This window comes from Pyrinomonadaceae bacterium, from assembly GCA_036277115.1.
Taxonomy (GTDB): Bacteria; Acidobacteriota; Blastocatellia; order Pyrinomonadales; family Pyrinomonadaceae; genus UBA11740.
The window spans coordinates 1,309,145-1,334,387 of record DASUNM010000023.1 but is presented as its reverse complement, the minus strand read 5'-3'; the positions used below and the strand labels follow the sequence as shown (position 1 = coordinate 1,334,387).

The following is a 25,243-nucleotide window of genomic DNA, read 5'->3' as shown; positions in this document are numbered from 1 at the left end:
AGAAAAAAACGAATGCCTTTTTGGAGAAGAAAGAAAGACGAGTTTGTGTCGCTTGGGCTAAATACGCCGGCCGCGCCTGAGCCGATCGCGCCTGCTGCGCCTGAGCCGGGCACAGCGCCGCCACCCGCAACATCGTCAATGCCGGCTGTCGCTATTGAGCCCAACACAGCGCCTGAATTGGCGCCGACACCGGCTCAATCGGAAGCGAGCAGGAAGCCATCGCCCCCAGAGCCTGTGAAATCACAGCCTTCAACCCGTTGGCAGACTTCGGTCCTCGGTCTAGATCTGTCGATTGAGCAACTGCAGGCGCAGGAAGCGGCGCTGGAGCAGGAGTTCTCCGCGCGTTTTCGGCGCGCGGTATCGGCCACGCGCGAGTCGCTGTCGCAAAGGATCGATACGGTTTTCGCCGGCGCCAAGAAAATCGATGTTGAGTTGCTCGACCAGCTTGAAGAAGCTCTCATTGCCGCCGACATCGGCGTGCCGACGACGATGCACGTGCTCGAAACTGTTCGTCGCGGCATCAGCCGAAAAGAAATTGATGATATCGAAAAGCTGAAGCACGCAATCAAGTCCGAGTTGCTGACGATCCTGCAGGGCGCTGAAAAGCAGGGTGTCGCTTCGGAAGCCAGCGTGCCGGAAAACATTTCGCCGTACGTGATGATGATTGTCGGCGTTAATGGCGTCGGTAAGACAACGACTATCGGCAAGCTCGCCCAGCGAATCAAAGCCGAAGGCAACGATGTTTTGATTTGCGCGGCGGACACGTTTCGCGCGGCGGCGTCTGATCAACTGGCTATTTGGGCCGAACGCACCGGCGTGCCTTTGATTCAGCAGAAGCAGGGGACTGATCCCGCGGCCGTTCTGTTTGATTCGATGAAAGCAGCGAAGGCGCGCGGGTCAGACGTGCTCATCGTCGATACGGCCGGCCGGCTGCATAACAAATCAAACTTGATGGCTGAACTCGAGAAGATGAAACGGGTAGCGGGCCGGGAAGTCGAAGGTGCACCGCACGAAACGCTCCTGGTTGTTGATGCCGTTACGGGACAGAACGGATTGGAGCAGGCGCGTCAGTTTTTGAAAATCGCGGGTGTTACCGGGATCGTTCTGACGAAACTGGATGGTACAGCCAAAGGCGGAATCGCCGTCGCGATCGCTAAAGAACTTGGTTTGCCGATTCGTTACGCGGGCATCGGCGAGAAGGTTGACGACCTCGTCGTCTTCGATTCCGAGCAGTATGTGAACAGTCTTTTCAACTGAGAGCGTCGTGGTCAAGAGGTCAGTACCCGGAGCGGTAGCGACGGGGTAAGCGTGACACCCGGTCGCTATCGCTCTCGGTACTGACTTCTTCGCGTACAAGAAACCAAACTAACGCCGATGAATGCTTTCGCTGCCCTCCCTCCGACGGAAAAAAGAAAACAGTTCGAGTTGCGCGCCCTCGCGTTGCGGGACTTCGCCGGTGTACGGCCGGACGACGCTCTCGATCCGTTTGCTCTCGCAGAGTTCGCCCGGCTCCTCGTCGTTGATTTCGACCAGATAAAAGAATTGTCGGCGGAATCACGCGAACACTTGTTAGGGGACGGGATGAACGATTGGTCGGGTGGCGCTTGCTCCAGGCCTTTACCGAACGGCTGGCGCATCGTAATCCTGAATCCCGCGCACGGTGTTCAAAGGAACCGCGCGACGCTGATGGAAGAAATTTCGCATGTGTTTCTCGGTCACCGAGCGAACCGGCTGGCGTTCAGTAAGGATGCGGGCGATGGCGCCCGCGCTCCAGTCGCCCGCGACTACAACAAATCGGACGAAGAGGAGGCGTACGCGGTCGGCGCTGCGGCGCTGGTGCCCTACGCGGCGTTGCGTCGCCTGGTGTTCAGCGGCCGCACCGCCGAAGAAATCGCCCGGCGCTTTCGGGTCAGTACGCCGCTCGCCGAATACCGCATCAAAGTCACGCATCTTTGGGCCGCGTATAAAGATGCTTCTGCCGCGACGACTCAGCACGTATAATCAAAACGACTGGAGCGCAAGCGTCCCGCTTGCATGGAGGCAAACCCGGCAAGCGAGAAGCGTGCGCTCCAATCATTGAGCGCTCCACAGTTTCTTTATGGCCTCAACCACGCAAATTCCAGCAACAGGATTGTCCGTCGTGGACAAGTTGCGAATGCTGCTCGACATCACCAAAAAAATCAGCCGCTCGCTCGATCTGCAAGAGGTTGTGAACCTGGTGATGGACACTTTGGACTCGCTGATTCCGTACGACGCGGCCGGCATTTATCTCGTGAAATGCTCGCGCCCGTTCGCGCAGTGGGAAGGCGGGCCCGATGAAACGTGCGTCTTTCATACCGAAGCAGTGCGGGGTTATGACATCGCCGACATGCAGGAACTGCACCTGAAGATGGGTGAAGGCTTGATCGGACACGTCGCTTTGAGCGGCAAGCCGTTTACTTCGCCGGACGTTCGCAAAGAGCCGCGCTATGTTAACGCGCGCGCGCGAACCCGATCCGAAATGGTGGCGCCGATCATCTCGAACGAGGAAGTAATCGGCGTGTTCGATCTCGAGAGCGATGAACTTAATGCTTACGATGAGCACGATCTGGAAGTGCTGATGCTGCTGGCCTCACAGGTGGCGATCATCATCGAGAAGGTGATGCTGCACGAACAGTTGATCGAGAAGCAGCGACTCGAGACGCAACTGGAAATTGCGCGACAGGTCCAGCTCGAGTTGCTGCCGGCGACAGATCCGCAGCTCGCCGGGTTCGACATCAGCGCGTACAACTTTCCGACTGAAGAAGTTTCCGGGGACTACTACGATTGGGTTCAGAGCTACGACGATCAGATTGGAATTGTGATCGCCGACGTGTCGGGTAAAGGCGTGCCCGCGGCGTTGTTGATGGCGTTTCTGCGCGCCAGCCTGCGCGCGGCGTCGCATATCGGTTACGCGCCGCACATTTCGATGGCGAAAGTTAACTACCTGCTGTGGGAGTCGATCGAGCGAAATCAGTTTGTCACGGCGTTCTACGGAATTCTCGACGCCACCAATCGAACGCTTGCGTACTCGAATGCCGGACACAATCCGCCGTTCCTGATTGACGCGAACGGAGATGCGCATTTTGAAGAGCGCGGTGGCGTGCCGCTGGGAATGTTTCGCGACTCGCGTTACTACGAATACTTCGCGCCCATCCAGCCCGGTCAGATCTTTGTGCTTTACACTGACGGCGTCACCGAAGCATTTAATTCTGACGGGGAAGAATACGGCCGCGAACGGCTGGCTGATGCCGTGCGGCGCGCGCGCAATTTGCCGGCGCGGGAACTGATTAATTTTCTTCACCAGGACCTGATGGACTGGACCGATGGCCTCGGCTCACATGATGACGTTACGTTCTTTATCGTGAAGGCGCTGTAAAAGATTGAGATCCAGACGATGAGCAGCAATCAATCTACAGAATCAACGGCCCCGCAAGCGTCTTTGAACCTCGGCAGCATTCTTCAGAAGATGCTGGCCGTTTCCGACAAAGTTAGCGATCTGATTTTCTCGCCCGGCCGCGCGCCACAAATTGAACTTGTCGGCAAGCTTCAACCGGTGGACATTCCCGGTCTGGACAAACTAACCCCACCGCAGACCGCGGCTATAGCCAAAATAATCATTGGTGGTCACGAAGAAGCTGCCCAGAGTTTGGAGAAGGTTGGGTCGGCTGACCTTTCGTTCAGCGTGCCGAGTCTGTGCCGCTTTCGCGTGAACATCTTCAAGCAACGCGGCACCCACGCGATCGTGATGCGCGTTATTCCCACGCGGCCACCGAACTTTGCGGATTTCAATCTGCCGCCGCAGATGCGCGACATCGTCGAGCTAAAAAACGGGATCGTGCTCGTGACCGGGCCGACCGGCAGCGGTAAAAGCTCGACGCTCGCCGCCGTCATCGATCTCATCAACGAGACGAAGTACTACCACATCGTCACGATCGAGGACCCAATTGAGTTTCTGCACGCGCACAAGAACTCTACGATTCATCAGCGCGAGCTGCATTCCGACACGCCAAATTTCGCGTTGGCGCTGCGCGCCGCTCTGCGGCAGGCGCCGAAAGTAATCCTGGTCGGTGAGATGCGTGACCGCGAGACGATGGAAGTCGCTATGGAAGCCGCCGAGACAGGCCACCTGGTGCTCTCGACCTTGCACACCATCGACGCTGCGAAAACCGTCGAACGCATCATTGGCGTTTTCCCAAAAAACGAAGAAAAAATCATCCGCACGCGCCTGGCCCAGTCATTCCGTTTCATCATCTCGCAGCGCCTTATGCCGCGGGCGGACGGCAGCGGCCGGGTCGCCGTGATGGAGATTCTCAAAGCAACGTCACGCACCCGCGAATACATCGAACGCGGCGAGTCCGAGGGAAAATCGCTGATGGACGCGATGGAGCAGGGCGATATGGAAGGCATGCAGACCTTTGACGGCGAGATCGAAAAGATGATTCGCGACGGCATGGTAAGCAAGGAAGATGGACTCGCTTACGCATCGAATTACGGCAACCTGCTGCTGCGGCTGGGTGACCTCGGGGAGGGCGGGAGCGCAAAACCAGAGGCCGAACCTGCGGTTCCATCGATGCTGGATATGATCGAACCGTAAGGGGCGGTTCTGTAGCGACAAGTCAGATGTCCCGAAGTTTACGACGTCGTCGCTCTCCACTGGTCGTTTGCGCGCTTGTGCTCGCAGCGGCGCTGGTCCTCAGCTTTATCCCCGCCTCAGCTTCAGTCACTCCGTTTCAATCAAGTCAGAGTCTGCGCTTCGAACTGCCCAGTAACGCAAATCTCCGCGTTGAAAATCTGCGCGGAGTTGTCATTGCTGAAGTGTGGAGCGAGCCATACGTTTCGATCGCTGCCGTCACGGATAGCGGCGAGCCGATTCGCTCACCAGCCATCATCGAGTCGTCGGACAGGTTGCTTTCAGTTCGAGTGCCTCGAAGCCCGGCAAAAGCGCCCGTCAATCTTGAGCTGCGAATTCCGTCGCGGACTCACGCCGCGATCTTCACCGGCAACGGTTCAGTCGAAGTGCGCGGGCTGCCTTCAGCGTTGTTAATCCAAACTGTTTCCGGCGAAATTCGCATTGACGTGCCGAACTCGGCGAACGCGACCCTCGTCGCCGAATCGCGAACCGGCAACGTCTCTTCGTCGGTACCGAGCGCCGCGGCTTCACAGTCACAGAGGCCACAGTTGCGCGCGCGCTTAGGTAAGGGAAGCGGCACGGTCCGCTTGTTCTCGCAGGCCGGTAACATCGTTCTTGGGGCGCAGACTCAGGCTGCCGGCGTGCCCGCGCGTACGCAACCTATCGCACCTGAACGGCGCGAGACGTTGTCCGCGCCACAGCCCACGCCGCCGGCGGATCGGCCGGAGTTAGTCGGTGCGGGTCAGCAGAAACCAGGCGCAGGGATTCCGGCGCGCCCTTCAGGAACTCCGGAAGAAGTTTCAGAAGACGACGTGATTCGCGTGGATACTGAGTTGGTCAGCGTCAACGTGAGCGTCGTCGACCGCGGTACGAACCGCGGAGTCAACAACCTGAGCAAGGGTGATTTTCGTTTGTACGAAGACAACGTCACGCAAGAGGTTCTTCATTTTGAGTCTTCTTCGGCGCCCTTCAACCTGGTTCTGCTCATCGATCTGTCAGGTTCGACGGCGAACGTCGTTGAGCTCATCAAATCGGCTGCTTCTCACTTTGTTGACGCGGCGCGTCCCTTTGATCGCATTGGCGTGATCACGTTCGCCGGCGATCAGGCGGTCGTCTCGCCGCTGACGACTGATCGCGTGGCACTGCATCAGCGGATCAGAGAGATTAGGCGGCCCGACGGCAGTACGAAACTTTACGATTCGCTCTCGTTTGCCATGAACGAGGTTTTTCGGCAGGCGAAAGACTCGCGGCGCAACGCGATCGTCGTGATCAGCGACGGCCTGGACAGCGTTATGCCAAACGTGACCGGAGAAGGATCACGGCTTACTTATCAGGAAGTTTTGCGGCAGGCGCGTGAGTTCGACGGCGTCATCTACACAATTTGGACTGAGACGCAAAGCTACGAGCCGCTGAGTCCCGGCGACATTCAGCAAGCCACCTTCGACCTCGCCCACGACCAAATGAAGGAGATCGCTGACGAAGGCGGCGGCGCGTTCTACGAATGCTTCAAGTTGGAGGATCTCGCAGGCTCGTATGATCGAGTGGTCGCGGATTTGGGAACGCTTTACACGCTTTCTTATCGGCCCACTAACAAGCTTCGGGACGGTTCGTGGCGCGCGATTCGGGTGACGGTAAGCCGCCAGGGGGCGGTCGCGCGCGGTAAGCGCGGTTACTTCGCAAACTGATGCTCTAATTTGACTGGACAGGGGGCGTGGCGGTGCTATAATTCCGGCACCTTAAGTCAACGGCCCAAAGCCCTCTCCCCAGAGGAGTTCGTCAATGAGGAATCCAAAATACATCGTCATCATGTCTGCTGCTCTGCTTTGCGCGATGCTGCCTTCGCTGGCTGCCGCGCAGAACCGTGAGCGATTCGGAATCTCGGCCAAAGCCGGCGGCGTAAACACCGTCGTCGGGAGGGTGAGAGTCACACGAAAAGGGCAGCAGCCGCAGGTGCTCACCAGCACTGATAATCTCGCCGTCGGCGAGACGGTCACGACCCTCTCCTCGAGTAACGCAGAAATCCTGCTGAATCCTGGCTCGTACCTCAGGCTGGGCGAGAACAGTGAATTTGAATTTGAGGATATCTCGCTCGAGAACCTGCGTCTCCGTTTATTGAAGGGCAGCGCGATTATTGAAGCCACTGGCGTCGCTGACATGGATCTGGGGATTAAAGTCGTTACACAGCATAGCGAATTCACCATCGTTCGTAGTGGGGTCTATCGCGTTGATGTGCGGCCGGATTCCGCCGCAATGGCTGTAAGAAAAGGCCGCGCGAGTTTTGGACCCGACAAGACAGACATCGTCAAAGGTGGAAAGGTCGTAACGCTGACGAACGGCCTGGTGGCTATTGCCAAACTGGACAAGGACAAAGACGACTTCGACGCCTGGAGTAAGCAACGAGCGCAGCTGCTGGCCCAGGCCAATATGAGGATCATGAACCGAAGCTTCAACGGTTTTCTCTCAAGCTTCAGCGGTTGGGATTCATGGTTCTGGGGGCCGCAACGTTTTGGTTTGTGGACATACAGTCCGCGGGCGGGCTGCTACACGTTCATGCCTTTTTATTACGGGTGGTCGTCACCGTACGGTCATGGCTATAGCAACTACTATTGGCGCGGAGGGTGTTGCAGTGGTGGCTATGGATATTCCAACCGTAACGTGGTCAACAACCAATATCCAGGCAATTCAAGTCCCGGCGGTTCCAATCCCGGGGGCACGAGTGGGGGCAATCCCGGTGGATCAACTCCACCACCGATGAGCGTGAGTCCGCCGCCGGCGAGCAACCCTGCCCGAAATCTTGATCCTTACGGCGGCGGGCGCAACGTTCGCAAGCTCGACCCGTAAATGCGTACATTACGATTGTCGGCCAAAGAACTGCCGAAGTTCCTCGTTCACAATCGCGATAATCTCTGAGCGAGGCAGGCCTGCCAGTGCGAGATGCGTCAGGCTTGCCCGCAAAGCCTTGCGCAGTTCAGCCTCGCTTTGTTGCGAGACTTGGCGCGCGGCCACGAAAGCGCCTGCACCGTGACGCACTCGGACGAGCCCTTCTTTTTGTAATTCCCGATAAGCCGCCGCGATCGTATTCAAATTCACGCCGAGATCGCTGGCGATTTGGCGAACGGGTGGCAACGCCACTCCCTCTTCCAACTCCCCGCGCGCGATAAGTATCTTAATTTCCTCAGCAATTTGCCGATAGACTGGACGGCGGTCGGCTTCATCAATGGTAATGTACATAGTTGCTATACACTATACAATATCCGTCAAGCTGGGACGGGAGTGACTAGCTTGGAGCGAGGTGATTCGCGAGGGTTAAGGCTAAATCGGCGACGCCTTCAAGTCCAAGACCGGCCGAAGCGGTGTCTCCCACCAGGAAGAGGTTTGGGAAAGGCGGCACGAGCGTCGCCCGCAAGTCGTCAGCGCTCGGGGCCCCGATCATCCCCAATCTGCGCCGCGCGGTTTCGTAGACTGTTTGCGGAGTGCTCGTTTCAATTACCTCAATTGCATCGCCGAGTTGGGGCAGGCTCTGATGCAGTTTCGTCCACCACGATTCCAACAACGCCTGGTCTTTTTCATCGTGCCAGGAATGGTCCTCGTGAAAAGAGAACCATTCGTCGGCCTGGGTGAATGCGATGGCAGTGAGCGCGCGCTTTCCTGCGGGTGCTCCCCCGGTTAACCCAATCGCCAGATTCAGCATGAGTTGCTGGTTTTCAGGATCATACTCCTCAACATCTGAGTCGCAGATCAGCCAGGTGCGCGGAGAGGGAAGCCGTGCAATCGCAGCTTCGTCGATGGCGAGAAATATCAGATATGCGCCCCACGCGGTGAGTTTCTTCAGTTCGCTCGCGACTTCGCGCGGTGTGCGACTCGGCCCCACAAGTTTTCCGTAGGTGTCCCAAACTGTCAGGTTGCTGATGATTGCGCGCTTCGCGATCACACGCTCGCCACTTAACAAATCAACGCCGATCGGATTGCCGTCTGTCCCGTAAGCCAAGCGCAGAACCGGTGAATTCAGTCGCAGCGGTCCGCCGCTCGCTTTCAGGCTCTCTGCAAGTCGATTGGCGAGAGTCTGACCGGCGCCGTCGATTGACCACAGATCGCCTGTTGCTAATCGAAGCGCCACAGTCGCGCGCGACAAAGAACATCCATCGCTCGTGGACTGAGTGAACGTTTGTAGCTGCGCGTCTATAAACCATTGAAACTCCCTTGAAGTACCGTGGAGTAATTCTGTCAATACAGCTTCGTTACCGGCTCCAGATCTGACCTCGCGGAAAAACCGAATGGCAGCGTCAGCACACTCTGAGAACGCGGTTGCGATTTCGGTTTCGAACGCTGAGTGATCCGAGGAAACCTGAATGTCGCGGCCGTCGGGCAAGCGAACGACGTAGTTGGGCGACAGCTTCGTTACGCCAGGCGCTGCCACCGGCAGTTGCGAAAAGATTCGCTCCCAGATGCCACCAGGCTCCCATCCTGAATAAAGTCCACAGGTCGGCTCGAAGGTGTAGCCAAGGTGTTCAAAATTCGCGACGCATCCGCCCACTTCGGGCTGCCGCTCAAAGACGCACACGTCCACGCCTCTGGCGGCCAGCAAGGCGGCGGTCGTTAGGCCGCCTATGCCGGCGCCGACAACGATGACCTCGCACTCCATCAGAGGATCTTTAAGAGCGATTGAATGAAGGTCGGTACTACATCCGGATTGGGAGTCTTAAGCGACCGGACCAGGGTCTCAAGAACTATGAGGATTGCTTGCACGCCATTGAATACGAGATGAATAAGGTAACAGTGCAACAGGTTACCAGTCCGGGCTCGCACGATCGTTAGTATCAGGCTTAGGGTTGTGATCGAAGCAATCACTGCCATGTTTGGCCAGTATTGGGGAATATGAGGGAGCGCAAAACTCAGCGTTACGATAATGACCGCCGCTGTAGATCCAGTGAGACGTTGCCATGCAGGATAGAGAATGCCGCGGTATACGATCTCCTCAACCAGCGGAGCTGTCACCACGGCGAGAAAGGCAACGATCAATGCCGCGGTGCGTGAACTCTTCAAAATTCGTTCGATGTCGGTTTCTTGTCCGCCGAAAATAAGAGTTACTGCCCAGGCGAGGCCAAACAATACGACAGCCAGGCCCATGCTCTTCAGGATCGAAATGGGGCTCGCCCAGTGCCATTGCAGCGCGGCTTTCGCCGGTATCTTTCCAAAGCGAGTAGCCACAGCCCAGGTAACAGCAAGCGTGATTAGATGAGCAGGCAGAATCCCCGCTACCAACAAAACAACCAGTGTTTTGTCCGCCAGCAATGATTCCCGTGTCAGCGGTTTGCCTTGATAGTAATAGAGCAAATAAGGGAGTGCCAGGATCTGAGGGAGCAAGAGCAGCGCGACACTTACCAGCCAAGTGAAAATAGCAATAAACAACTCTCGCAGCTTGCGAGAGGGTGTCGTTCCTTCTGGAAGCGCCTCGGGTGGGCTTTCGGAAACCGGCTCGGCCGGTTCTTGAGGTGCGGACTCTTCGGGTGTGTTCACGCGGCAGCAGTTTAGCGCATCAACTGAGACAGCGCCACGCGCACGTCGTTATTCCTGATCGCCGGGAGACTCGCTCTTCTTGCCGTTGTACTGATCGAGCTTCCGATAAATGGTCTTGCGCCCGATGTTCAGAAGCTTCGCCGCGCGGGTTTTGTCGCCCGAGGTGTAATCAAGCGTCGCTTCAATCGCGTGTCGTTCGATTTCGTCCATCGATGACGGAAGATCAACCTCCAGCGTAGCGGAACGACCTTCGCTCGCGGCGTGTGCACGCTCCGCGCGCAACGATGCCTGCCGTTGCGCGGCTACGTTCGCAATCGCAGCCGGCAAGTCTTCCAACTCAATCTGCCGTCCGGCGGCAATGATTACCGCGCGCTCAATTGCGTTCTCAAGTTCGCGCACATTACCGGGCCACTCGTAGCTGATCAGGGCGCGGAGCGCGTCTTTGGAGATCCCCGAAACGAAACGGCCGGTGCGCTGTTTGTAATGTTCGAGAAAGTGAATCACGAGCAGGTGAATGTCTTCCGGTCGTTCGCGGAGCGGCGGCAGCTGAATCGGAAAAACCGATAAACGATAAAAGAGATCGCGCCGGAACTTGCCGGCTTCAACTGCCTGTTCCAGATCGACATTGGACGCCGCGATGATCCGCACATCGGATTTCAAAACCTCATTCCCGCCCACGCGCGTAAACTCGCCGTCCTGCAGCACGCGCAGGAGGCGCACCTGCGCGCCCAAACTCATTTCACCGACTTCATCGAGAAAGAGCGTGCCATCGTTAGCTTCTTCGAACCGGCCGCGGCGACGCGAGCGCGCGTCGGTGAACGAACCTTTTTCGTGCCCGAAGAGCTCGGATTCCAGCAGCGTCTCAGGAATCGCGCCGCAGTTCAGTTTGATGTAAGGCTTATCTTCGCGACCCGAATTGAAGTGAATCAGGTTCGCCAGGAGTTCTTTGCCCGTGCCTGACTCGCCCTGAATCATCACCGAAGTCTGCGTGTCCGCTACATTCAGTGCGAGCTCCATGGCGCGCCGAATCGTCGGCGCCTGGCCAATAATGCGATCTTCGCCGTAGCGCTCGTGGAGCGCGTGCTTCAGTCGCAAAACCTCGGCCGTCAGTTGATCGCGTTCCAGGGCCGTTCCGATTTGGTCCGCGATGCCTTCGACGAGCGCGATTTCCTGATCGCGGAAACCATCGCGCGATTCGCTCCACACCAAACCGAGCAAACCAAAGGTGTGATTGCCCACGCGTACGGGTGAAACCAGGGCCGCTCGGCCGCCGAGCGTGGCAATGAAACCCATGCGTACCGGCAGCGGCAAATCAGTCTCAACCAGCTTCAGCGTTTTACCTTGCGCCAGCACGTCGACCATGGCGGGATATGAGGTGATGTCGAGCGACTGGCCGTGCGTCTCGATCAAACCCCGCACACTGTCGGTCACGGCATGCGGCGCGGCCTCGAATGCCGCCAGCCTAATTCGCTTTTCATCCGAGTCCAATACGCCCAGCGCACAGTAATCCGCACCGATCAGGGCCAACGTCCTTTGCATCACCGCGGAAGTAACCTCGCGAAAGTCCGATCGCGCGTTCAGCACATTCGCGATTTGCAAGAGAGCTTTGGTCGTCTCGGCCTCGCGTTTCTTGTCCGTATAAATCCGCGTGTACTGATAACCTATGGCTAGCTGCGTCGCGATCGAGACGAGAAACGCAACCTCCTCGTCCGTCCACACGCGCGGCGCGCGCGTCTGATGCAAACCGATGAGTCCGAGAACTTCTTCGTCAAGCACCACCGGCACAATTAGTAGCGATCGAGTGCCGAGACTCTTCGCGAAGAAGCGAACTTTGTGATCGAGAGTGGACGCCGACGTGTCGTTTATGCGAATCGGTTTCTTAATGTCGATGTATTGTGACAAGGTCGCGACATCAACCGGAACGTGAACGTTGATGCTGGACGGTACTGAGTCAGATGCGCGCCACTCGTGACCCACAACCAGTTCACCCTCAGGGCTGAGCTTGATGATGTCGCACCGATCGACCTCCATCATCTGGCCGAGCTCGGCCACGATCACCTTCAGAAAAGTGTCGAGGTTGATCGACTTAGGCAGATCGGCCGCCAGCCGTCCAATGATAGACTCGCGCGCCTCGTGAAGCTTCAGCTTCCGTTCGAGGGAAAGATGTTGTGGTGTCTCTTTCGCAGGTTGCATCGCGGGCAACGGGTCGGCAAGCGAACTCGCTGGCCTCGTACCAAGTCTGCCGATCATAACGAACGAGGCTGCAAGTTGCAAAAACTTCGCCCTCGGGACACGCATACGGTCAAGTTGCGCTCGTGGGGCGCTCTCGTATAATCAAACAACTAAGCATGCCAATCTACGAATATCGTTGTAAGAAGTGCGCCAAACAGACCGAGGTGCTGGTGCGCGCGCCCGCCAAACCACCGACCCGTTGTCGCGAATGCGGGGGGCGTCTGGAGAAACTGATTTCGTCGCCCGCCATCCAATTCAAAGGCGAAGGGTGGTACGTCACTGACTACGCGCGCAAGGGAAGCGTCGCCGAAAAGGTCGAGAAGGAACTGTCTTCGGACACCTCTTCGGAAAAATCGAAAGGCGGCGATAAAGAGAAGCCCAAGCCGGCTGCAAAGAAAACCGACAAGGCCTGAGGAAACCGCAACGCCCTGATTCCTCATCTACCAGCTAATGCCTTTCAGTAATCTCATACAGCCTGTGATTCGGTGCGCGCGCCTCTGGCGTGCTTTTCACACTGCAACAAAGCAGCACGCCAGCGGCGTGCGTACCGGGAAACGGTTCGTTTGGTTCCGGGCCGCGGTCGTCCTGATCGCTCTCGGCTGCTTGTTGAGCAGCCTTTGGGCGCAGGCTGGCCGCCGTTCACAACCGGCCGGCGAGGGTTCATCGACGCTGAATGTCGTTGCTTTCCGCGAAAACGAGTCAGCAACTGCCATTACGGCCCGCGACATCTCGTTGTTCGATAATGGTGTCGAGCAGTCCATAAAAAGCTTTGTGCCTGACCGTTCCGCGGCGCGCATCGTGCTGCTGGTCGACAACTCGCTGACCTTGCGTGCTGACGTGGAGAAACTGGAGGCGGCGGCGCTCGAGTTTGCCTACGAGATTTATGACGGAGACAAGCTGCTGATCGTCGGCTATGACGACAACGCCGAAATTGTTTCCGATTGGACGGACGACGCGAAGAAGATCCAGGGCGAGCTAAAGACGTTTCGCAAGAAGGGTGAGCCCCATTTGTTCGACGCGATGCTCGCCGTGATCGAGGACGCCCTGCGACCGCTGACATCGCAGAAGCGGGCGATCGTTGTCATCAGCGACGGATTGGATAAAGGCAGCAAAGCGAAGTTCAATCAGGCGCTTGCGGCTCTACAGCAGCTCGATATTGCCGTCTATTGCGTCCAGGCGCCCGATCGAACGCGCGGTGCGATTCGTCGCGACGTACCGAAACCACGGCAAGTCATCGACGATCTCGCCGAAGGAACGGGCGGAAGTATTTTCCCAATAGATGATCCAGGCTCAGCGGCTAAAGCCATCGCCGACGAGCTGCGAAAGAAGCGTTATGTCCTGTCGTACCTGCCCAAGAGCGTGATTACCAGCGAGCCGCGCCGGCTGTTGGTAGTGGCCGAGTCCGGAATTGTCGCGCGCTCAAAGACGATGCAGCCCGCGAATTGATCTTCTTTCTTAACTTCGACTTTTAGAGGCGGGCTACTGTCCGCCCTTCTTTTTCCTTGAATAGAAGTAGAACAACGTCACGATAATTATCAAAAGAATAATCTCCCAAAAGACGAACACCGACGGTTCGAATTGCCCAACTTCGTCATGCGCGTCCATGTAGATGATGAACGTGCCGAACGAGATTCCGGCAACCAGCCAGATGATTTGACGCTTTGTGTCCCACATCTCGATTAGAATTTTGTACTTTGCGCTTAGTACTTAGTGCTTTGTTGGAACACGCGAACCTTACCAGTCACGTCCAAGTTCAAAGCACCAAGTACAACGCACCGCCTAAAACTCGATTCTCATTCTTGGCAATACTCGTGACTGCCCATCCATGTCAGCTGGAATCTCACCGATGCGTTTCGCTCCCATGCGGGCGTAAAACCCTTCGGCGTAAGGATCGGCTGAAAGTTCAAGCACGTTCGCGCCACGTTCCACGGCGCGCGCTCTTACATGCTCGAACAGAGCACGACCTACACCGCTGCCCATCTGCTCGGGCCTGATCCACATGTGCTCGATTTCTGCGAGCGCATCCGTCACCACTAGGGCACAACAACCAACAACTGCGCCATTGATGGTGGCTGCGAAGACCTCGTGATTGCTGATGAATTCACCCGAGATAGTCAGGTCCATCCGCCACTGTTGGATCCAGCTTTCAGGGTACTTCCAATGACGTTTGGCTGCATGCGCAATTTCAGTGAGAGTATCTGCTTCCTCCGGATGGGCGCGGCGAATCTCGATGCGCATGGCTCGCGCAGTCTAACATGCGGCGGGGCAGTAGCCCGACCGTTAGGGAGGGCTCATCAGTACGTTTGTAGTATTCTGCGATTCAAATGGAACGCATCGTCTTTCTCGAACGCGACACCATTCAGGCGGACTTTCGCCGCCCGGGCTTCGATCATGAGTGGGTCGAGTACGCGGATACGCTCCCGCCAGAAGTTTCCGGACGCGTCCGGGCCGCATCGATCATCATCAGCAACAAACTTTCTTTGGGCGAGCCGCAACTGGCGCACGCGCTTGAGGTGAAGCTGATCGCAATTGCGGCGACTGGTTCGGACTGTGTCGATCTGGACTATTGCCGCCGCCGCGGAATTACCGTCTGCAATGTGCGCGGCTATGCCGTGAATTCAGTACCTGAGCATGTGCTGATGCTGATTTTGGCGCTGCGCCGCAATCTGCTGCTTTACCGGCAAGACGTTCAAGCCGGCAAATGGCAGCAATCCAAACAATTCTGTTTGCTCACTCATCCACTACACGACATTAAAGGCAGCACAATTGGCATCGTCGGTTATGGCTCGATCGGCAAATCGATGGCGCAGCTCGCTGAATCGGTTGGCATGACCGTTCAGGTTTCAGAACATAAGAACGCCAAATCAATTCGCGTTGGCCGCACCGCGTTCGATGAAGTACTGGTGCAGAGCGATATTGTGACCTTGCATTGTCCGCTGACGGACGAAACGCGCGACATGTTTGGCCGGCGGGAATTCGAAATGATGAAGCGAAGTGCGCTACTAATTAACACCGCGCGGGGCGCGCTGATTCAGGATGAAGCGTTGGTGGCGGCATTACAAGAAGGCTTAATCGCCGGCGCGGCGAGCGATGTGCTGCGGGAAGAGCCACCGCGGAGCGGAAGCCCATTGCTGGATCTGAATCTGCCGAACTTCATTGTGACTCCCCACGTGGCGTGGGCGAGCCATGAAGCGACGCAGACCCTCGCCGATCAAGTCATCGATAACCTTGAAGCGTTTGTCGCGGGACGGGCCCAGAACGTGTTGACTTAGGACGAAGAGCTCGCTGCTTCGCTCGCAGTGTGATCTACTTCTTCAGTCGTGTAGAGGTTCAGGATTTCCCGGCCCTGGCGTGAACGCGGATCGATCGTGCGAACGTGTTTGCGGCCCTTCATCTCCCAAATCGCCGTGACGACGCCGTCTTTCTCGACGGCCTGATAAGTGATCTCGTCTTCTGATGATGGAGGCGCGGCGGTAGCCGGTGCGGATTCGTTTTCGGACATCAAACTCTAATTTGCTCCTCTTGCGTATCGCGGATTGCGTTAAGCGAATTCTGTCACAGCGGTGAAGTCGATGTCTAGGAGCGTGAGGTGTAGGGTGTGGCGATTTTGGTGTAGATACGGTCAGACTCCAGTAATACAGCAGGCAAAACCCAATTCTTGAATAAGTGTGTGTGAGGGAAGTTGTCTCACTCCAGCATCTGAAACCCTAACCTCTACCCCCTAACTCTGTGGCCACTTCAACGGCGCGCCGCGCGTTTACCACGCCCCAGCCCTGCCGATCGACTTCGACGTCCGGCACTCGTTCGGCCGTGCCAATGAGTATTCGCTTGATTTGCTGCGGCGTCAGCTTCGAATTCGCTTCCAACATGCACGCAATAATTGCCGAAACGATGGGCGCGGCGAACGACGTTCCATCGACGTACTTGTAATGTTCATTGATGACGTTGCCTTCGCGCAGCTTGATGGTGATTAGCTGGCGCAACAAGGGTAGGCGCAGGCTGGCGGCCTGATCGAGATCTTTGTCGACGCCACGATTCGCGGCGATCAAGTCCGGCAAGTCTTCGTCCGTTGCCGCATCGAGTTTCCCGTACAACTCGGCTTCCTCAGCCGTCGGCGTGTGCGGCAGGATCGGCGCCGCGACCCAGATGCCCGGCGCGATGACCTCGGGCTTTTGGAATCCATCAATTGTTGGACCGTAGGACGAGCGATACATTCCGCGCCGCGCGCGATCCGTTGAGTTTTGATCGTCGAGCCCACCGACCGCGATGCACGATGGCGCACTCGCGGGTGGCAAAACGGGATGACCGGGAATGTGGCCCGCGTTGCCAACCGCGCAAACGATAGTCAGACCTTTACGCGCGCATGCTTCGACTGTTTGCGAAAGCTCGTTCGTTAAGTAACTTTCATCAAAGTCACCGCCCGCGGAGATATTCACGACCCTGATGTTGTGTTGTTCGCGGTGCTCCAAAACCCACTCGAGACCCCGGCGAATTTGGTCCTCTGAGATTCTTCCGGTCAAACCGATCTTCACCAGGACTAAGTCGGCTTCTGACGCGATGCCGCGGTAAACGCCGTCCGAAAGCGCGCCGCTGCCGGCCGCGACTACCGAGGTCATCATGCCGTGCCAGCTGGCGACATCGGCCGTGTGCAGTGACGTTTCGTCGCCATCTGTGGCGAAAAGGCTGTGGTAAGCAACGATTCGTTTTCGTGGTTCGATCAGGTCCTGATGCGCGTAGAAACCCGAGTCCAGAAACGCCATCGTGACGCCGCGGCCGGTGAAGCGTTCATCGGCATCCATGCGCAGCGGCGTCGGCAAAACGAAAGCGTTTTGTTCGAACACTGTCTGATGCGACTCGATCTGCCGTTGTGCTCGCGTGAACAGTTCAATACAGCGCGCGCAGATCGTCTCGGCATTCTTTGCGTTCGATTGCAGGATCGAGCGGATGTTTTCAGGCAGGACATTCACTGAAAGAATGGGCCCCTGGGCCATCCGGTCGCAGAGCGAACAGGTTTTCGCGAGTTCCGCCTCAAGTAATGATTCCGTCTCAGTCATTTGTAAGGTTTAAGACTGGAGCGCAGGCGTCTCGCTTGCACGCCGCGGAGAGATCGTACGCTGCAAGCGGGGACGCTTGCGCTCCAGTCAAACAGAGTCCCCAAATACTCTGGGCATCCGCGCCAGCTTTTGCAAATTCAGAATGTGCGCGACGAAAACCGGCCGCGCGTAGAAGGCGCGCGAAGTGCTGCCGTGGCCGGGGCCTTTCGTCCGCGCCTGCACCAGCTTACCCAGGTTTCCGGTGACGGATTCGATTCCAGCGCTCCGAATTTGCGCACGAATCGTTTCGTAATCTGCCACGACCTGGTCACGAATCTTAGGATTATCGAGATCGAACTCAGCCGCCGAGTGCAGGATCGAACGTTTTTCTTCCGCACTTTCGTAGATTCGTCCGACTGCCACCAAACTCCGCAGCTTGTCATACAAGTGGCTGTCCTCGAACTTGCTGCCGAGCATTTCGGTCGGCTCGAGCATGGTGATAGCCATCGATTCTTTGACGCGGAGCGAGCCGTCGCGCGCATAGTGCAGTGCCACGAGCTTCAAATCCCAGTTGCCGAAGTCCGGCGCCTGCCGCGAGTTTTGCGCCAGCCCGAGGTAGCGTTCGAGCACCAGACCTGCCCATCCTTTGTTCTTCCGGCCGTTCTTCCAGACTGCAATCTGGTATTCGTCGGCCATCGCGCGCAGATCCTTGCCGACGATAAGGTTTAACCGGCGGATGGCCTCTTTGCGATCGAGTGTTTCAGTCGTAAGGAAGAACATGATGTGAGACGTCTCCCTCCCCGCCTGCGGGGAGGGTTAGGGTGGGGTAACGCGCGTCACGTCCTCACCCCCGACCCCCTCTCCGCATGCGGAGAGGGGGGAGAAAGTCAGCACCGGGCTCGGGCTGATTGAAGCTCCGCGGCGACACGCTCCGGCGAGGTGCCGCCGATCTGTGATTTGGATGCGAGTGTTCTTTCAAGTGAAAGCGATTCGAAGACGTCATCTTCGATTGCAGGCGCAAAGGATTTCATTTCATCAATCGTAAGTTGATCCAACTCTGCTCCGCGCGCCATCGCGTGCATCACCATTCGTCCGACAGTTTCATGCGCTTCGCGAAACGCCAGGCCTTTGCTCACGAGATAATCCGCCAGTTCAGTCGCATTGAGGTAGCCGCGGGTTGCGGATTCGCGCGCGCGAACCTGGTTCACACGGATGTTTCGCAGCACGGTCGCGGTGACCGCGAGGCAGGCGCTTAACGTATCAACTGTGTCGAACAGCGCCTCTTTGTCTTCCTGCATGTCTTTGTTATAGGCGAGCGGCAAACCTTTCATCGTCGTCAACAAGGAGTTGAGATGGCCAAAGACCCGTCCCGCTTTTCCGCGCACCAGTTCCATCGAATCGGGATTCTTCTTTTGAGGCATCAGGCTTGAACCCGTGGCTACCGCGTCGCCTAATTCGAAAAATCCAAATTCCGTTGTCGAGTAGAGAATGATGTCTTCGGCCAAGCGCGAGAGATGCATCATGGTTAGCGACGCCATGCTGACGAACTCAATGACGAAGTCGCGATCACTGACCGCATCCAGGCTGTTCCGTGAGACTGAGTCGAATCCAAGCGCGAGGGTGACGGCCTCGCGATCGATTGCATAAGAGGTTCCCGCCAGGGCGGCGGAACCGAGTGGCAGCACGTTAACTCGTTCACGAACGTCCGCAAGCCGATCGCGGTCGCGCGCGAACATTTCGAAGTAAGCGAGACACCAGTGTGCCAACAGAATTGGTTGGGCCCTTTGCAGGTGAGTGTAACCGGGAAGCACGACCTTTTGATTGGCTTCCGCGAAATCAAGCAGAGCAACCCCAGTGTCGCGCAGCGAATCGTGCAGTCCATCAATTTCGTCGCGCAGCCAGAGACGCAGATCAGTTGCCACTTGATCGTTCCGGCTGCGGCCCGTGTGCAGCTTGCGGCCGGCGTCGCCGATCATCTGCACCAGCCGAGCTTCAACAAACGAATGCACATCCTCCGACGGTAGCTCTTCGAAATAATTCGGATTCGTTTTCCCCGCTTCGCCGATTCCGTGGAGAGCGGATTTGATCTGTTCGGCTTCAGCAGCCGTCAGGACGCCGGCGCTGAACAGGCCTTCGCAATGCGCAATGCTGGCCCGCACGTCCGCTTCGAATAGCCGGCGGTCGAACGAAAACGACTGATTGAATTCGGCAAACCCGCGATCCGCCTGCCCGGTGAAGCGGCCTCCCCACAGTTTCTGCGATTGACCATCGTGCATAATTCCTGTAGTTTATGCAGCTATGCGAATAAAATGCAACTATTGTGCATTAGCAAGCGTCTGAAGAACCGGCGGCCTTCGCGATGATAAAGCGAGAACGACAGAAGCGCATTCTAAATCTTATTCGGGCGAAGCGCATTGGCACGCAGGAGGCGCTTCGCGCGGAACTCGAGCGTTCGGGCGTGCCGGCGACGCAATCCAGCGTCTCGCGCGATCTGGATGAACTCGGCGTCGTCAAGCATCACGGGTTTTACGCGCTGCCACAGGCGAATGGCGACGCGGCGCGCGGGTTGGTCAGTTTGGACATTGCCGGTGACGTGCTGGTGATTGCGAAGTGTTTGCCCGGGCGGGCTTCCTCGGTCGCCGTCGAGATTGACGACGCCGCGATTGAAGAGATTGTCGGCACGCTGGCCGGCGAAGACACAATCTTCATTGCGACACACGATCAGAAATCACAGCGCACAGCGATGAAAAAGATTTGGGAGATGTTTGGGTAGGTCAGTCAGTTACCACAGACCACTGACGACTACTGACATCACGAAGAGATGACTAGCAAAACAATAAATAAGATCGTTCTGGCCTACTCGGGTGGGCTCGACACGTCGATCATGCTGCACTGGCTGAAAGAGAAGTATCAGTGCGAGATCGTCTGCTACTGCGCCGATGTTGGTCAGGGCGCTGAGATGGACGGGCTCGAAGAAAAGGCCAAGGCGACCGGTGCCTCGAAGTTGTACATCGAGGACCTGCGCGAAGAGTTCGTGCGCGATTACGTGTGGACATCCGTCAAAGCGAACGCCGTTTATGAAGGCGTGTATTTGATGGGCACTTCGTTGGCTCGGCCCGTAATCGCGAAGCGCCAGATTGAGATCGCCCGTCAGGAAAACGCCGACGCGGTGGCTCACGGCGCGACCGGCAAGGGAAATGACCAGGTGCGGTTCGAACTCACTTACTACGCGTTGCAGCCTGATATCAAAGTCATTGCGCCCTGGCGCGAGTGGGAGTTCGGCGGCCGCACAGATCTGATTGCTTACGCCGAGAGCTATGGAATCCCGGTGACGGCGACGATCGATAAACCGTACTCGACCGATAGGAACCTGATGCATGTTTCTTACGAAGGAGGGATTCTCGAAGACCCCTGGGCGGAACCGCCCGAGAACATCTTCCAGATGACGGTGTCGCCCGAACGCGCCAGAGATGAGGCCGAGTATGTTGAGATTGGATTTGAAAAAGGCGAGCCGGTTTCCGTGAATGGCGAACAGTTGGATCCGGTTTCGCTGCTTTCAGAGCTGAACGAAATGGGCGGCGTGCACGGAATAGGCCGCGTCGATCTGGTTGAGAATCGGTTCGTAGGCATGAAGTCACGCGGCGTGTATGAAACGCCGGGCGTGACGATCTTGCAGACCGCGCATCGCGCTTTGGAATCCATCACGATGGATCGTGAGGTGATGCACTTGCGGGATTCGCTCGGAGTTAAGTTCGCCGAAAATGTTTATTACGGCTTTTGGTTTGCGCCCGAATTCGACTTGATGCGCAAGATGATCGACGAGACCCAGGTTGCTGTAACGGGTGACGTGCGGCTGAAGCTGTATCGCGGAAATGTAATTGTCGCCGGTCGCCGTTCGCCACATTCGCTCTACGACGAGCGCATTGCGACCTTTGAAGCGGACACGGTTTACAACCAACGCGACGCGGAAGGATTCATCAAGCTGAATGCGCTGCGCTTGCGACTGGGAGGTGGGCGATGAAACAAACTATCGAAATAGACAAGATCGGATCAGCGACGTCGCCGCTCAATTTGGCTCGCACGGTGACCATCGTTCCGTCGAATGGCACGGCACGAGCCGGCGACGTAGTCGTCGTGCGCGCGCTCACTGACAACGCGACGTACAACATGCTCGAGCTGCCGACCGGCAGGTTGGCGAAAGTTAATCCGGGCGATGTCGTCGCCGGCGTGCTGGGTCGTCGCCGCGCGCTGAAAGGCTTCGTCGGCGATGTGCCTGAGACGGTGAAAGCCGGACATGAACTTCACCTTCTGAATCTTGGCGGAGTAATTGGGCAATGCAGTGGCCATCACTCGAGTCTGAATGACGCGATCAAAGTTGAGGTGCTTGGCCTTGCTGTAAACGGTGGCGGCTCAATCCAAAACATCGCTGATGTGGCGCTGCCTGCGCGAGACACTCTGGGGCCGACCGCGCCGCTTGTTGTCATCGCGGGTGCGTGCATGAACAGCGGCAAGACGTACGCGGCGACGGAAATTATTCAGTTGGGCACGCGTGCTGGGCTGCGCATCGCGGCCGCGAAACTTTCCGGCGTCGCCTGTCTCCGCGACACGCTGAACATGCAGGACCATGGCGCGATTGCCACCGCCAGCTTTCTCGATTGTGGTTTGCCGTCAACCGTCGGCGCGGGCGATTTGGCGCCCGTCGCGAAGTCGATCATCTCGCGGCTGAACGAAAGCGCGCCGGATTTGATTGTGATCGAACTCGGTGACGGAATACTTGGTGGTTACTCGGTCGAGTCGATTTTCGAAGACGACGAGTTGCGCGCAGCGATTGCGGCGCTGGTTTTCTGCGCGTCTGATTATGTGGCTGCGTGGGGTGGAATCGAGTTGTTGCGCCGGCGCGGCATGAACGTCGATCTCGTGGCCGGCTCAGTCACCGATTCGCAAATGGGCGAAGACTACATCGAGCGCGAGTTCGGTGTGCCGGCAGCGAATGTGAGGCGAAATGGCGCGAAGCTTTGGGATGTAGTCAAAGACAAAGTTAGGAGTGCGCCGGCAGAGCGTAGCGGCGACGCTTTGGTTTAGATGGCATTGATTGAGTGAGCCGAAAGTCTTCGGCTAAACGCTTACAAGCGTGGTTGCGCGCCCGAATCCAAAGCGCCGTCGCCGCTACGCTCTGCCGTCGCACTCCAAATAACGAACATGAAACTTAAGATCGGCATCTTTGGTGGCTCAGGCTATGGCGGCTCGGAATTGCTGCGCATTCTGCTGCAGCATCCGCATGCCGACATTCGGTTCGTCACCGCGAACGAGCACGCGGGCAAAGCTGTTGGTGAGGTGCACAAAAACCTGCTTGGCCTGACAGATCTGAAATTCATAAAAGCACCTGCTGATGTGCAAGAACTTCCGGATCTGGATTGTGCGTTCTTCGCTTTGCCGCACGGTCAGGCAATGAATATCGCGCCGGGGCTGCCTGCGCCTGTGAAGGTAATCGATTTGTCGGGTGACTTCCGCCTCAGCGACTCGGAAGTCTTCGCCAAACATTACGGCTTCGAACAGAGCGCAATGACGGCGCAGTCAGAGTTCGTTTACGGCCTGACGGAAACAAATCGCGAAGCGCTCAGGAACGCGAATCGCGTAGCGAACCCGGGTTGTTTCGCGACGGCAACATTGCTGGGATTGGCGCCGCTGGTGGCGAACAATCTCCTGACGTCTCGAGTGATCGTCGATGCGAAGACAGGCTCGTCTGGTTCCGGCGCCAAAGCCGCGGGGAACACACATCATCCGCAGCGGAGCACTTCGTTCTACGCCTACAAGCCGTTTACGCATCAACACGTACCGGAAATCGAGCAGGAGCTGAAATCAATCGGCGATTGGAACGACGAACTCATTTTCATGACGCACTCGCTGCCGGTGGCGCGCGGCATCTTCGCGTCCATCTACTGCGAACTAAAAAAGGAAGTCTCGATTACCGAGGCGCGTGATCTGTTTGCAGACTTCTATCGCGACTCGTTCTTCGTTCGATTCGTGGACAGCTCGCCGGACATCAATTGGGTCAAGACGACGAACTTTTGCGACATTGGCTTTGCCACACGCGGTCGACAGCTTGTCGTGTTCAGCGCTCTCGACAACCTGGTGAAAGGCGCTGCGGGGCAGGCGGTGCAAAACATGAACCTGATGTTCGGGTTGGATGAAGAGACCGGATTGATGCTGATCGGAACAAATCCATGAGTGACGAGTTTAGGACGGCTGCTATTAAGCCGCAGATCGCGTTTGCCGATCTCGAACGAATCGATGTCCGCGTGGGCACGATTGTCTCGGTCATTGATGTTGCAGGGTCGGACAAGCTTGTAAAGCTGACGGTGGACTTTGGTGATCATCGTCGTTCGATACTCGCCGGAATGAAGCAGGAGCGCGACAACCCCAGGGAGATTGAGGGACGCCAGGCGTTATTTGTCGTGAATCTTGCGCCAAAGAAAATGCTGGGTGAAGTGTCCGAAGGAATGCTGTTCGATATCGGCTATGCGGATGGACTGGTCCCCGCGTTGGCGATTCCTGAAAAGCAGGTGCCGAACGGAGCGAGAGTGGGATGAAGGCAGAGAAAACCATCAATCTGAAGGACGTGCCGGCGCTTGAAGAGCAGTATCAGGTCGCGACGTACAAGAAAATGCCGATCGTCGCGGAGCGGGGCGAGGGCTGTTGGATCTACGCGAGTAACGGCGAGCGCTATCTCGATTTGTACGGCGGCCACGCGGTCGCGGGCACGGGTCATTGCCATCCGCATGTCGTGGGCGCAATTAAACAACAGGCCGACGATCTGCTCTTCTATTCGAATCTCGTTTATTCGGAAAGCCGCGCGCGTGCGGCAGAGAAGCTGGTTTCAATTGCTCCGGACGCGCTTACCAAAGCGTTCTTCTGTAACTCCGGAACTGAAGCGAACGAGAATGCGATGCGCATGGCGCGCATGGCGACAGGCCGCGAAAACATTATTACTTTCGGCGGTGGATTTCATGGGCGGACGGCTGACGCGATCAGTGCGACTTTTCTCGGCAAGTATCGTGAGTTGGGAAAGCCAAACGTGCCGGGCCATTTAGAAGCTGAATTCGGAGACATCGGTTCCGTTCGAGCGCTCGCCGATGATTCTGTCGCTGCAATCATGCTGGAACCGATCCAGTCGATGGCCGGCGTGCGGATGGCCCAAGCGTCTTTCTTCCAGGCGTTGCGTGAGCTGTGCAACGAGCGTGGGATTGTTCTTATTTACGACGAAGTCCAGACGGGCGTGGGTCGCACAGGGCAATGGTTTTTTGCCGGCAGCGAGGCGGGCGCCGGAGTGACGCCGGATATCATCACGCTCGCCAAGGCGCTCGGCAGCGGTATTCCGGTGGGCGCGTGCCTCGTCACCGACAAAATCGCTTCGCACATTAAAGAAAATGATCTGGGCACAACCTTCGGTGGCGGGATGATAGCGATGGCGGCGGTCAGCGCGACGCTTGAAGCAATCGAAAACGATCGAATGCTGGACAACGTTCGCAAGGTCGAAGCATATCTGCGCGAGCGGCTTAACGATGCTAAGCAGGTAGTGAAGGTTCGCGGCTTGGGATTCCTGCTCGGTATTGAGTTCAAAGAAAACGCGAAGGCGGTTCATGAAGCGCTGCTCGATCGACGAATCATAACGGGCACATCGAGCGATCCGAAAGTATTGCGGCTCTTGCCGCCGTTGTGTTTGATGAAGTCTGAAGTTGACCTGTTTGTTGACGCACTCGGAAGCGTGTTAAGCGCGACGTGACTTTAGCGGCTTTGCCGCAGCACAGTG

At 57.2% G+C, this 25,243-nt stretch carries 25 protein-coding genes; 15 read left to right on the top strand and 10 right to left on the bottom strand.

Going from position 1 to position 25,243, the window contains the following annotated elements; translation table 11 throughout:
* Nucleotides 1-12: 12 nt before the first annotated feature.
* The 6 genes from ftsY (at nucleotide 13) to VFX97_12465 (ending at nucleotide 7,492) form a co-directional block, all read left to right on the top strand.
* Entirely contained in the window at nucleotides 13-1,257 is a 1,245-nt protein-coding gene (gene ftsY, locus VFX97_12490) for a signal recognition particle-docking protein FtsY (GenBank protein HEX5704014.1), read from the top strand.
* A 117-nt stretch (nucleotides 1,258-1,374) separates the two neighbouring features.
* A complete protein-coding gene (locus tag VFX97_12485) occupies nucleotides 1,375-2,001 on the top strand; it encodes an ImmA/IrrE family metallo-endopeptidase (GenBank protein ID HEX5704013.1) in 627 nt (208 codons plus the stop codon).
* A gap of 139 nt (nucleotides 2,002-2,140) precedes the next feature.
* Nucleotides 2,141-3,397: a GAF domain-containing SpoIIE family protein phosphatase gene (locus VFX97_12480; GenBank protein HEX5704012.1), complete on the top strand. Its 1,257-nt coding sequence runs from the start codon at nucleotides 2,141-2,143 to the stop codon at nucleotides 3,395-3,397.
* Nucleotides 3,398-3,415: 18 nt separating this feature from the next.
* Nucleotides 3,416-4,615 (top strand): PilT/PilU family type 4a pilus ATPase, encoded by a 1,200-nt coding sequence (locus VFX97_12475; protein HEX5704011.1) that lies wholly within the window; start codon nucleotides 3,416-3,418, stop codon nucleotides 4,613-4,615.
* 26 nt (nucleotides 4,616-4,641) lie between these two features.
* Nucleotides 4,642-6,336, top strand: coding sequence for a VWA domain-containing protein (locus VFX97_12470; GenBank protein HEX5704010.1), 1,695 nt, complete (start codon nucleotides 4,642-4,644; stop codon nucleotides 6,334-6,336).
* Between the two features lie 94 nt (nucleotides 6,337-6,430).
* The gene (locus VFX97_12465; protein HEX5704009.1) at nucleotides 6,431-7,492 is read left to right on the top strand and encodes a FecR domain-containing protein; all 1,062 of its coding nucleotides are present in this window, start codon (nucleotides 6,431-6,433) and stop codon (nucleotides 7,490-7,492) included.
* Nucleotides 7,493-7,501: 9 nt separating this feature from the next.
* Here VFX97_12465 and VFX97_12460 read toward each other — a convergent pair whose 3' ends face one another.
* Genes VFX97_12460 through VFX97_12445 form a run of 4 tightly spaced genes read right to left on the bottom strand, consistent with a single transcriptional unit; the run spans nucleotide 7,502 to nucleotide 12,418 of the window.
* Nucleotides 7,502-7,882: a GntR family transcriptional regulator gene (locus VFX97_12460; GenBank protein HEX5704008.1), complete on the bottom strand. Its 381-nt coding sequence runs from the start codon at nucleotides 7,880-7,882 to the stop codon at nucleotides 7,502-7,504.
* A 46-nt stretch (nucleotides 7,883-7,928) separates the two neighbouring features.
* Nucleotides 7,929-9,293 carry an FAD-dependent oxidoreductase gene (locus VFX97_12455; GenBank protein HEX5704007.1) on the bottom strand — a complete coding sequence of 455 codons (1,365 nt, stop codon included), beginning with the start codon at nucleotides 9,291-9,293 and terminating at the stop codon, nucleotides 7,929-7,931.
* Nucleotides 9,293-10,168 (bottom strand): CPBP family intramembrane glutamic endopeptidase, encoded by an 876-nt coding sequence (locus tag VFX97_12450; GenBank protein ID HEX5704006.1) that lies wholly within the window; start codon nucleotides 10,166-10,168, stop codon nucleotides 9,293-9,295. The genes VFX97_12455 and VFX97_12450 overlap by 1 nt, the downstream gene beginning before the upstream one ends.
* A 48-nt stretch (nucleotides 10,169-10,216) precedes the next feature.
* Nucleotides 10,217-12,418, bottom strand: coding sequence for a sigma 54-interacting transcriptional regulator (locus VFX97_12445; GenBank protein HEX5704005.1), 2,202 nt, complete (start codon nucleotides 12,416-12,418; stop codon nucleotides 10,217-10,219).
* Between the two features lie 98 nt (nucleotides 12,419-12,516).
* Here VFX97_12445 and VFX97_12440 point away from each other — a divergent pair, with 98 nt between their 5' ends.
* Entirely contained in the window at nucleotides 12,517-12,813 is a 297-nt protein-coding gene (locus VFX97_12440) for an FmdB family zinc ribbon protein (protein ID HEX5704004.1), read from the top strand.
* A gap of 37 nt (nucleotides 12,814-12,850) precedes the next feature.
* Nucleotides 12,851-13,846 (top strand): VWA domain-containing protein, encoded by a 996-nt coding sequence (locus VFX97_12435; protein HEX5704003.1) that lies wholly within the window; start codon nucleotides 12,851-12,853, stop codon nucleotides 13,844-13,846.
* A 33-nt stretch (nucleotides 13,847-13,879) separates the two neighbouring features.
* Here the strand turns inward: VFX97_12435 and VFX97_12430 are convergent, their stop codons facing one another.
* On the bottom strand, nucleotides 13,880-14,074 hold the full coding sequence (locus VFX97_12430; GenBank protein ID HEX5704002.1) for a hypothetical protein: 195 nt from the start codon (nucleotides 14,072-14,074) through the stop codon (nucleotides 13,880-13,882).
* 105 nt (nucleotides 14,075-14,179) lie between these two features.
* Nucleotides 14,180-14,638: a GNAT family N-acetyltransferase gene (locus VFX97_12425; GenBank protein ID HEX5704001.1), complete on the bottom strand. Its 459-nt coding sequence runs from the start codon at nucleotides 14,636-14,638 to the stop codon at nucleotides 14,180-14,182.
* 86 nt (nucleotides 14,639-14,724) lie between these two features.
* Here VFX97_12425 and VFX97_12420 point away from each other — a divergent pair, with 86 nt between their 5' ends.
* Nucleotides 14,725-15,672, top strand: coding sequence for a D-2-hydroxyacid dehydrogenase (locus tag VFX97_12420; GenBank protein ID HEX5704000.1), 948 nt, complete (start codon nucleotides 14,725-14,727; stop codon nucleotides 15,670-15,672).
* On the opposite strand, the gene VFX97_12415 is transcribed toward VFX97_12420, so the two are convergent.
* The 4 genes from VFX97_12415 to argH all read right to left on the bottom strand — a co-directional run bounded on the left by VFX97_12415 (nucleotide 15,669) and on the right by argH (nucleotide 19,709).
* The gene (locus VFX97_12415) at nucleotides 15,669-15,902 is read right to left on the bottom strand and encodes a hypothetical protein (protein ID HEX5703999.1); all 234 of its coding nucleotides are present in this window, start codon (nucleotides 15,900-15,902) and stop codon (nucleotides 15,669-15,671) included. The genes VFX97_12420 and VFX97_12415 overlap by 4 nt on opposite strands.
* A gap of 205 nt (nucleotides 15,903-16,107) precedes the next feature.
* Nucleotides 16,108-17,454, bottom strand: a complete 1,347-nt coding sequence (locus VFX97_12410; GenBank protein ID HEX5703998.1) for a S8 family serine peptidase — start codon at nucleotides 17,452-17,454, stop codon at nucleotides 16,108-16,110.
* Between the two features lie 87 nt (nucleotides 17,455-17,541).
* A complete protein-coding gene (locus VFX97_12405) occupies nucleotides 17,542-18,213 on the bottom strand; it encodes an MvaI/BcnI family restriction endonuclease (protein HEX5703997.1) in 672 nt (223 codons plus the stop codon).
* Between the two features lie 107 nt (nucleotides 18,214-18,320).
* Nucleotides 18,321-19,709, bottom strand: a complete 1,389-nt coding sequence (gene argH, locus VFX97_12400) for an argininosuccinate lyase (GenBank protein ID HEX5703996.1) — start codon at nucleotides 19,707-19,709, stop codon at nucleotides 18,321-18,323.
* Nucleotides 19,710-19,792: 83 nt separating this feature from the next.
* Between argH and VFX97_12395 the strand changes: the two genes are divergently transcribed.
* From VFX97_12395 to VFX97_12370, 6 genes are all read left to right on the top strand, one after another.
* Entirely contained in the window at nucleotides 19,793-20,206 is a 414-nt protein-coding gene (locus VFX97_12395; GenBank protein HEX5703995.1) for a hypothetical protein, read from the top strand.
* 48 nt (nucleotides 20,207-20,254) lie between these two features.
* Complete coding sequence (locus tag VFX97_12390) at nucleotides 20,255-21,454, top strand: argininosuccinate synthase (protein ID HEX5703994.1); 1,200 nt, start codon at nucleotides 20,255-20,257, stop codon at nucleotides 21,452-21,454.
* The gene (locus tag VFX97_12385; protein HEX5703993.1) at nucleotides 21,451-22,515 is read left to right on the top strand and encodes a hypothetical protein; all 1,065 of its coding nucleotides are present in this window, start codon (nucleotides 21,451-21,453) and stop codon (nucleotides 22,513-22,515) included. The genes VFX97_12390 and VFX97_12385 overlap by 4 nt, the downstream gene beginning before the upstream one ends.
* 117 nt (nucleotides 22,516-22,632) lie before the next feature.
* Entirely contained in the window at nucleotides 22,633-23,661 is a 1,029-nt protein-coding gene (gene argC / locus VFX97_12380; GenBank protein ID HEX5703992.1) for an N-acetyl-gamma-glutamyl-phosphate reductase, read from the top strand.
* A complete protein-coding gene (locus VFX97_12375; protein HEX5703991.1) occupies nucleotides 23,658-24,023 on the top strand; it encodes a hypothetical protein in 366 nt (121 codons plus the stop codon). The genes argC and VFX97_12375 overlap by 4 nt, the downstream gene beginning before the upstream one ends.
* On the top strand, nucleotides 24,020-25,216 hold the full coding sequence (locus tag VFX97_12370; GenBank protein HEX5703990.1) for an aminotransferase class III-fold pyridoxal phosphate-dependent enzyme: 1,197 nt from the start codon (nucleotides 24,020-24,022) through the stop codon (nucleotides 25,214-25,216). Before VFX97_12375 ends, VFX97_12370 begins: the two co-directional genes overlap by 4 nt.
* Nucleotides 25,217-25,243 lie beyond the last annotated feature (27 nt).

What these genes read in the sequence shown, in the direction of transcription:
- ftsY (HEX5704014.1), top strand. Translation starts at nt 13, where the DNA reads ATGCCTTTTTGGAGAAGAAAGAAAGACGAGTTTGTGTCGCTTGGGCTA.
- VFX97_12485 (HEX5704013.1), top strand. Translation starts at nt 1,375, where the DNA reads ATGAATGCTTTCGCTGCCCTCCCTCCGACGGAAAAAAGAAAACAGTTC.
- VFX97_12475 (HEX5704011.1), top strand. Translation starts at nt 3,416, where the DNA reads ATGAGCAGCAATCAATCTACAGAATCAACGGCCCCGCAAGCGTCTTTG.
- VFX97_12470 (HEX5704010.1), top strand. Translation starts at nt 4,642, where the DNA reads ATGTCCCGAAGTTTACGACGTCGTCGCTCTCCACTGGTCGTTTGCGCG.
- VFX97_12465 (HEX5704009.1), top strand. Translation starts at nt 6,431, where the DNA reads ATGAGGAATCCAAAATACATCGTCATCATGTCTGCTGCTCTGCTTTGC.
- VFX97_12460 (HEX5704008.1), bottom strand. Translation starts at nt 7,882, where the DNA reads ATGTACATTACCATTGATGAAGCCGACCGCCGTCCAGTCTATCGGCAA.
- VFX97_12455 (HEX5704007.1), bottom strand. Translation starts at nt 9,293, where the DNA reads ATGGAGTGCGAGGTCATCGTTGTCGGCGCCGGCATAGGCGGCCTAACG.
- VFX97_12445 (HEX5704005.1), bottom strand. Translation starts at nt 12,418, where the DNA reads ATGATCGGCAGACTTGGTACGAGGCCAGCGAGTTCGCTTGCCGACCCG.
- VFX97_12440 (HEX5704004.1), top strand. Translation starts at nt 12,517, where the DNA reads ATGCCAATCTACGAATATCGTTGTAAGAAGTGCGCCAAACAGACCGAG.
- VFX97_12435 (HEX5704003.1), top strand. Translation starts at nt 12,851, where the DNA reads ATGCCTTTCAGTAATCTCATACAGCCTGTGATTCGGTGCGCGCGCCTC.
- VFX97_12430 (HEX5704002.1), bottom strand. Translation starts at nt 14,074, where the DNA reads ATGTGGGACACAAAGCGTCAAATCATCTGGCTGGTTGCCGGAATCTCG.
- VFX97_12425 (HEX5704001.1), bottom strand. Translation starts at nt 14,638, where the DNA reads ATGCGCATCGAGATTCGCCGCGCCCATCCGGAGGAAGCAGATACTCTC.
- VFX97_12420 (HEX5704000.1), top strand. Translation starts at nt 14,725, where the DNA reads ATGGAACGCATCGTCTTTCTCGAACGCGACACCATTCAGGCGGACTTT.
- VFX97_12415 (HEX5703999.1), bottom strand. Translation starts at nt 15,902, where the DNA reads ATGTCCGAAAACGAATCCGCACCGGCTACCGCCGCGCCTCCATCATCA.
- VFX97_12410 (HEX5703998.1), bottom strand. Translation starts at nt 17,454, where the DNA reads ATGACTGAGACGGAATCATTACTTGAGGCGGAACTCGCGAAAACCTGT.
- VFX97_12405 (HEX5703997.1), bottom strand. Translation starts at nt 18,213, where the DNA reads ATGTTCTTCCTTACGACTGAAACACTCGATCGCAAAGAGGCCATCCGC.
- argH (HEX5703996.1), bottom strand. Translation starts at nt 19,709, where the DNA reads ATGCACGATGGTCAATCGCAGAAACTGTGGGGAGGCCGCTTCACCGGG.
- VFX97_12395 (HEX5703995.1), top strand. Translation starts at nt 19,793, where the DNA reads ATGATAAAGCGAGAACGACAGAAGCGCATTCTAAATCTTATTCGGGCG.
- VFX97_12390 (HEX5703994.1), top strand. Translation starts at nt 20,255, where the DNA reads ATGACTAGCAAAACAATAAATAAGATCGTTCTGGCCTACTCGGGTGGG.
- VFX97_12385 (HEX5703993.1), top strand. Translation starts at nt 21,451, where the DNA reads ATGAAACAAACTATCGAAATAGACAAGATCGGATCAGCGACGTCGCCG.
- argC (HEX5703992.1), top strand. Translation starts at nt 22,633, where the DNA reads ATGAAACTTAAGATCGGCATCTTTGGTGGCTCAGGCTATGGCGGCTCG.
- VFX97_12375 (HEX5703991.1), top strand. Translation starts at nt 23,658, where the DNA reads ATGAGTGACGAGTTTAGGACGGCTGCTATTAAGCCGCAGATCGCGTTT.
- VFX97_12370 (HEX5703990.1), top strand. Translation starts at nt 24,020, where the DNA reads ATGAAGGCAGAGAAAACCATCAATCTGAAGGACGTGCCGGCGCTTGAA.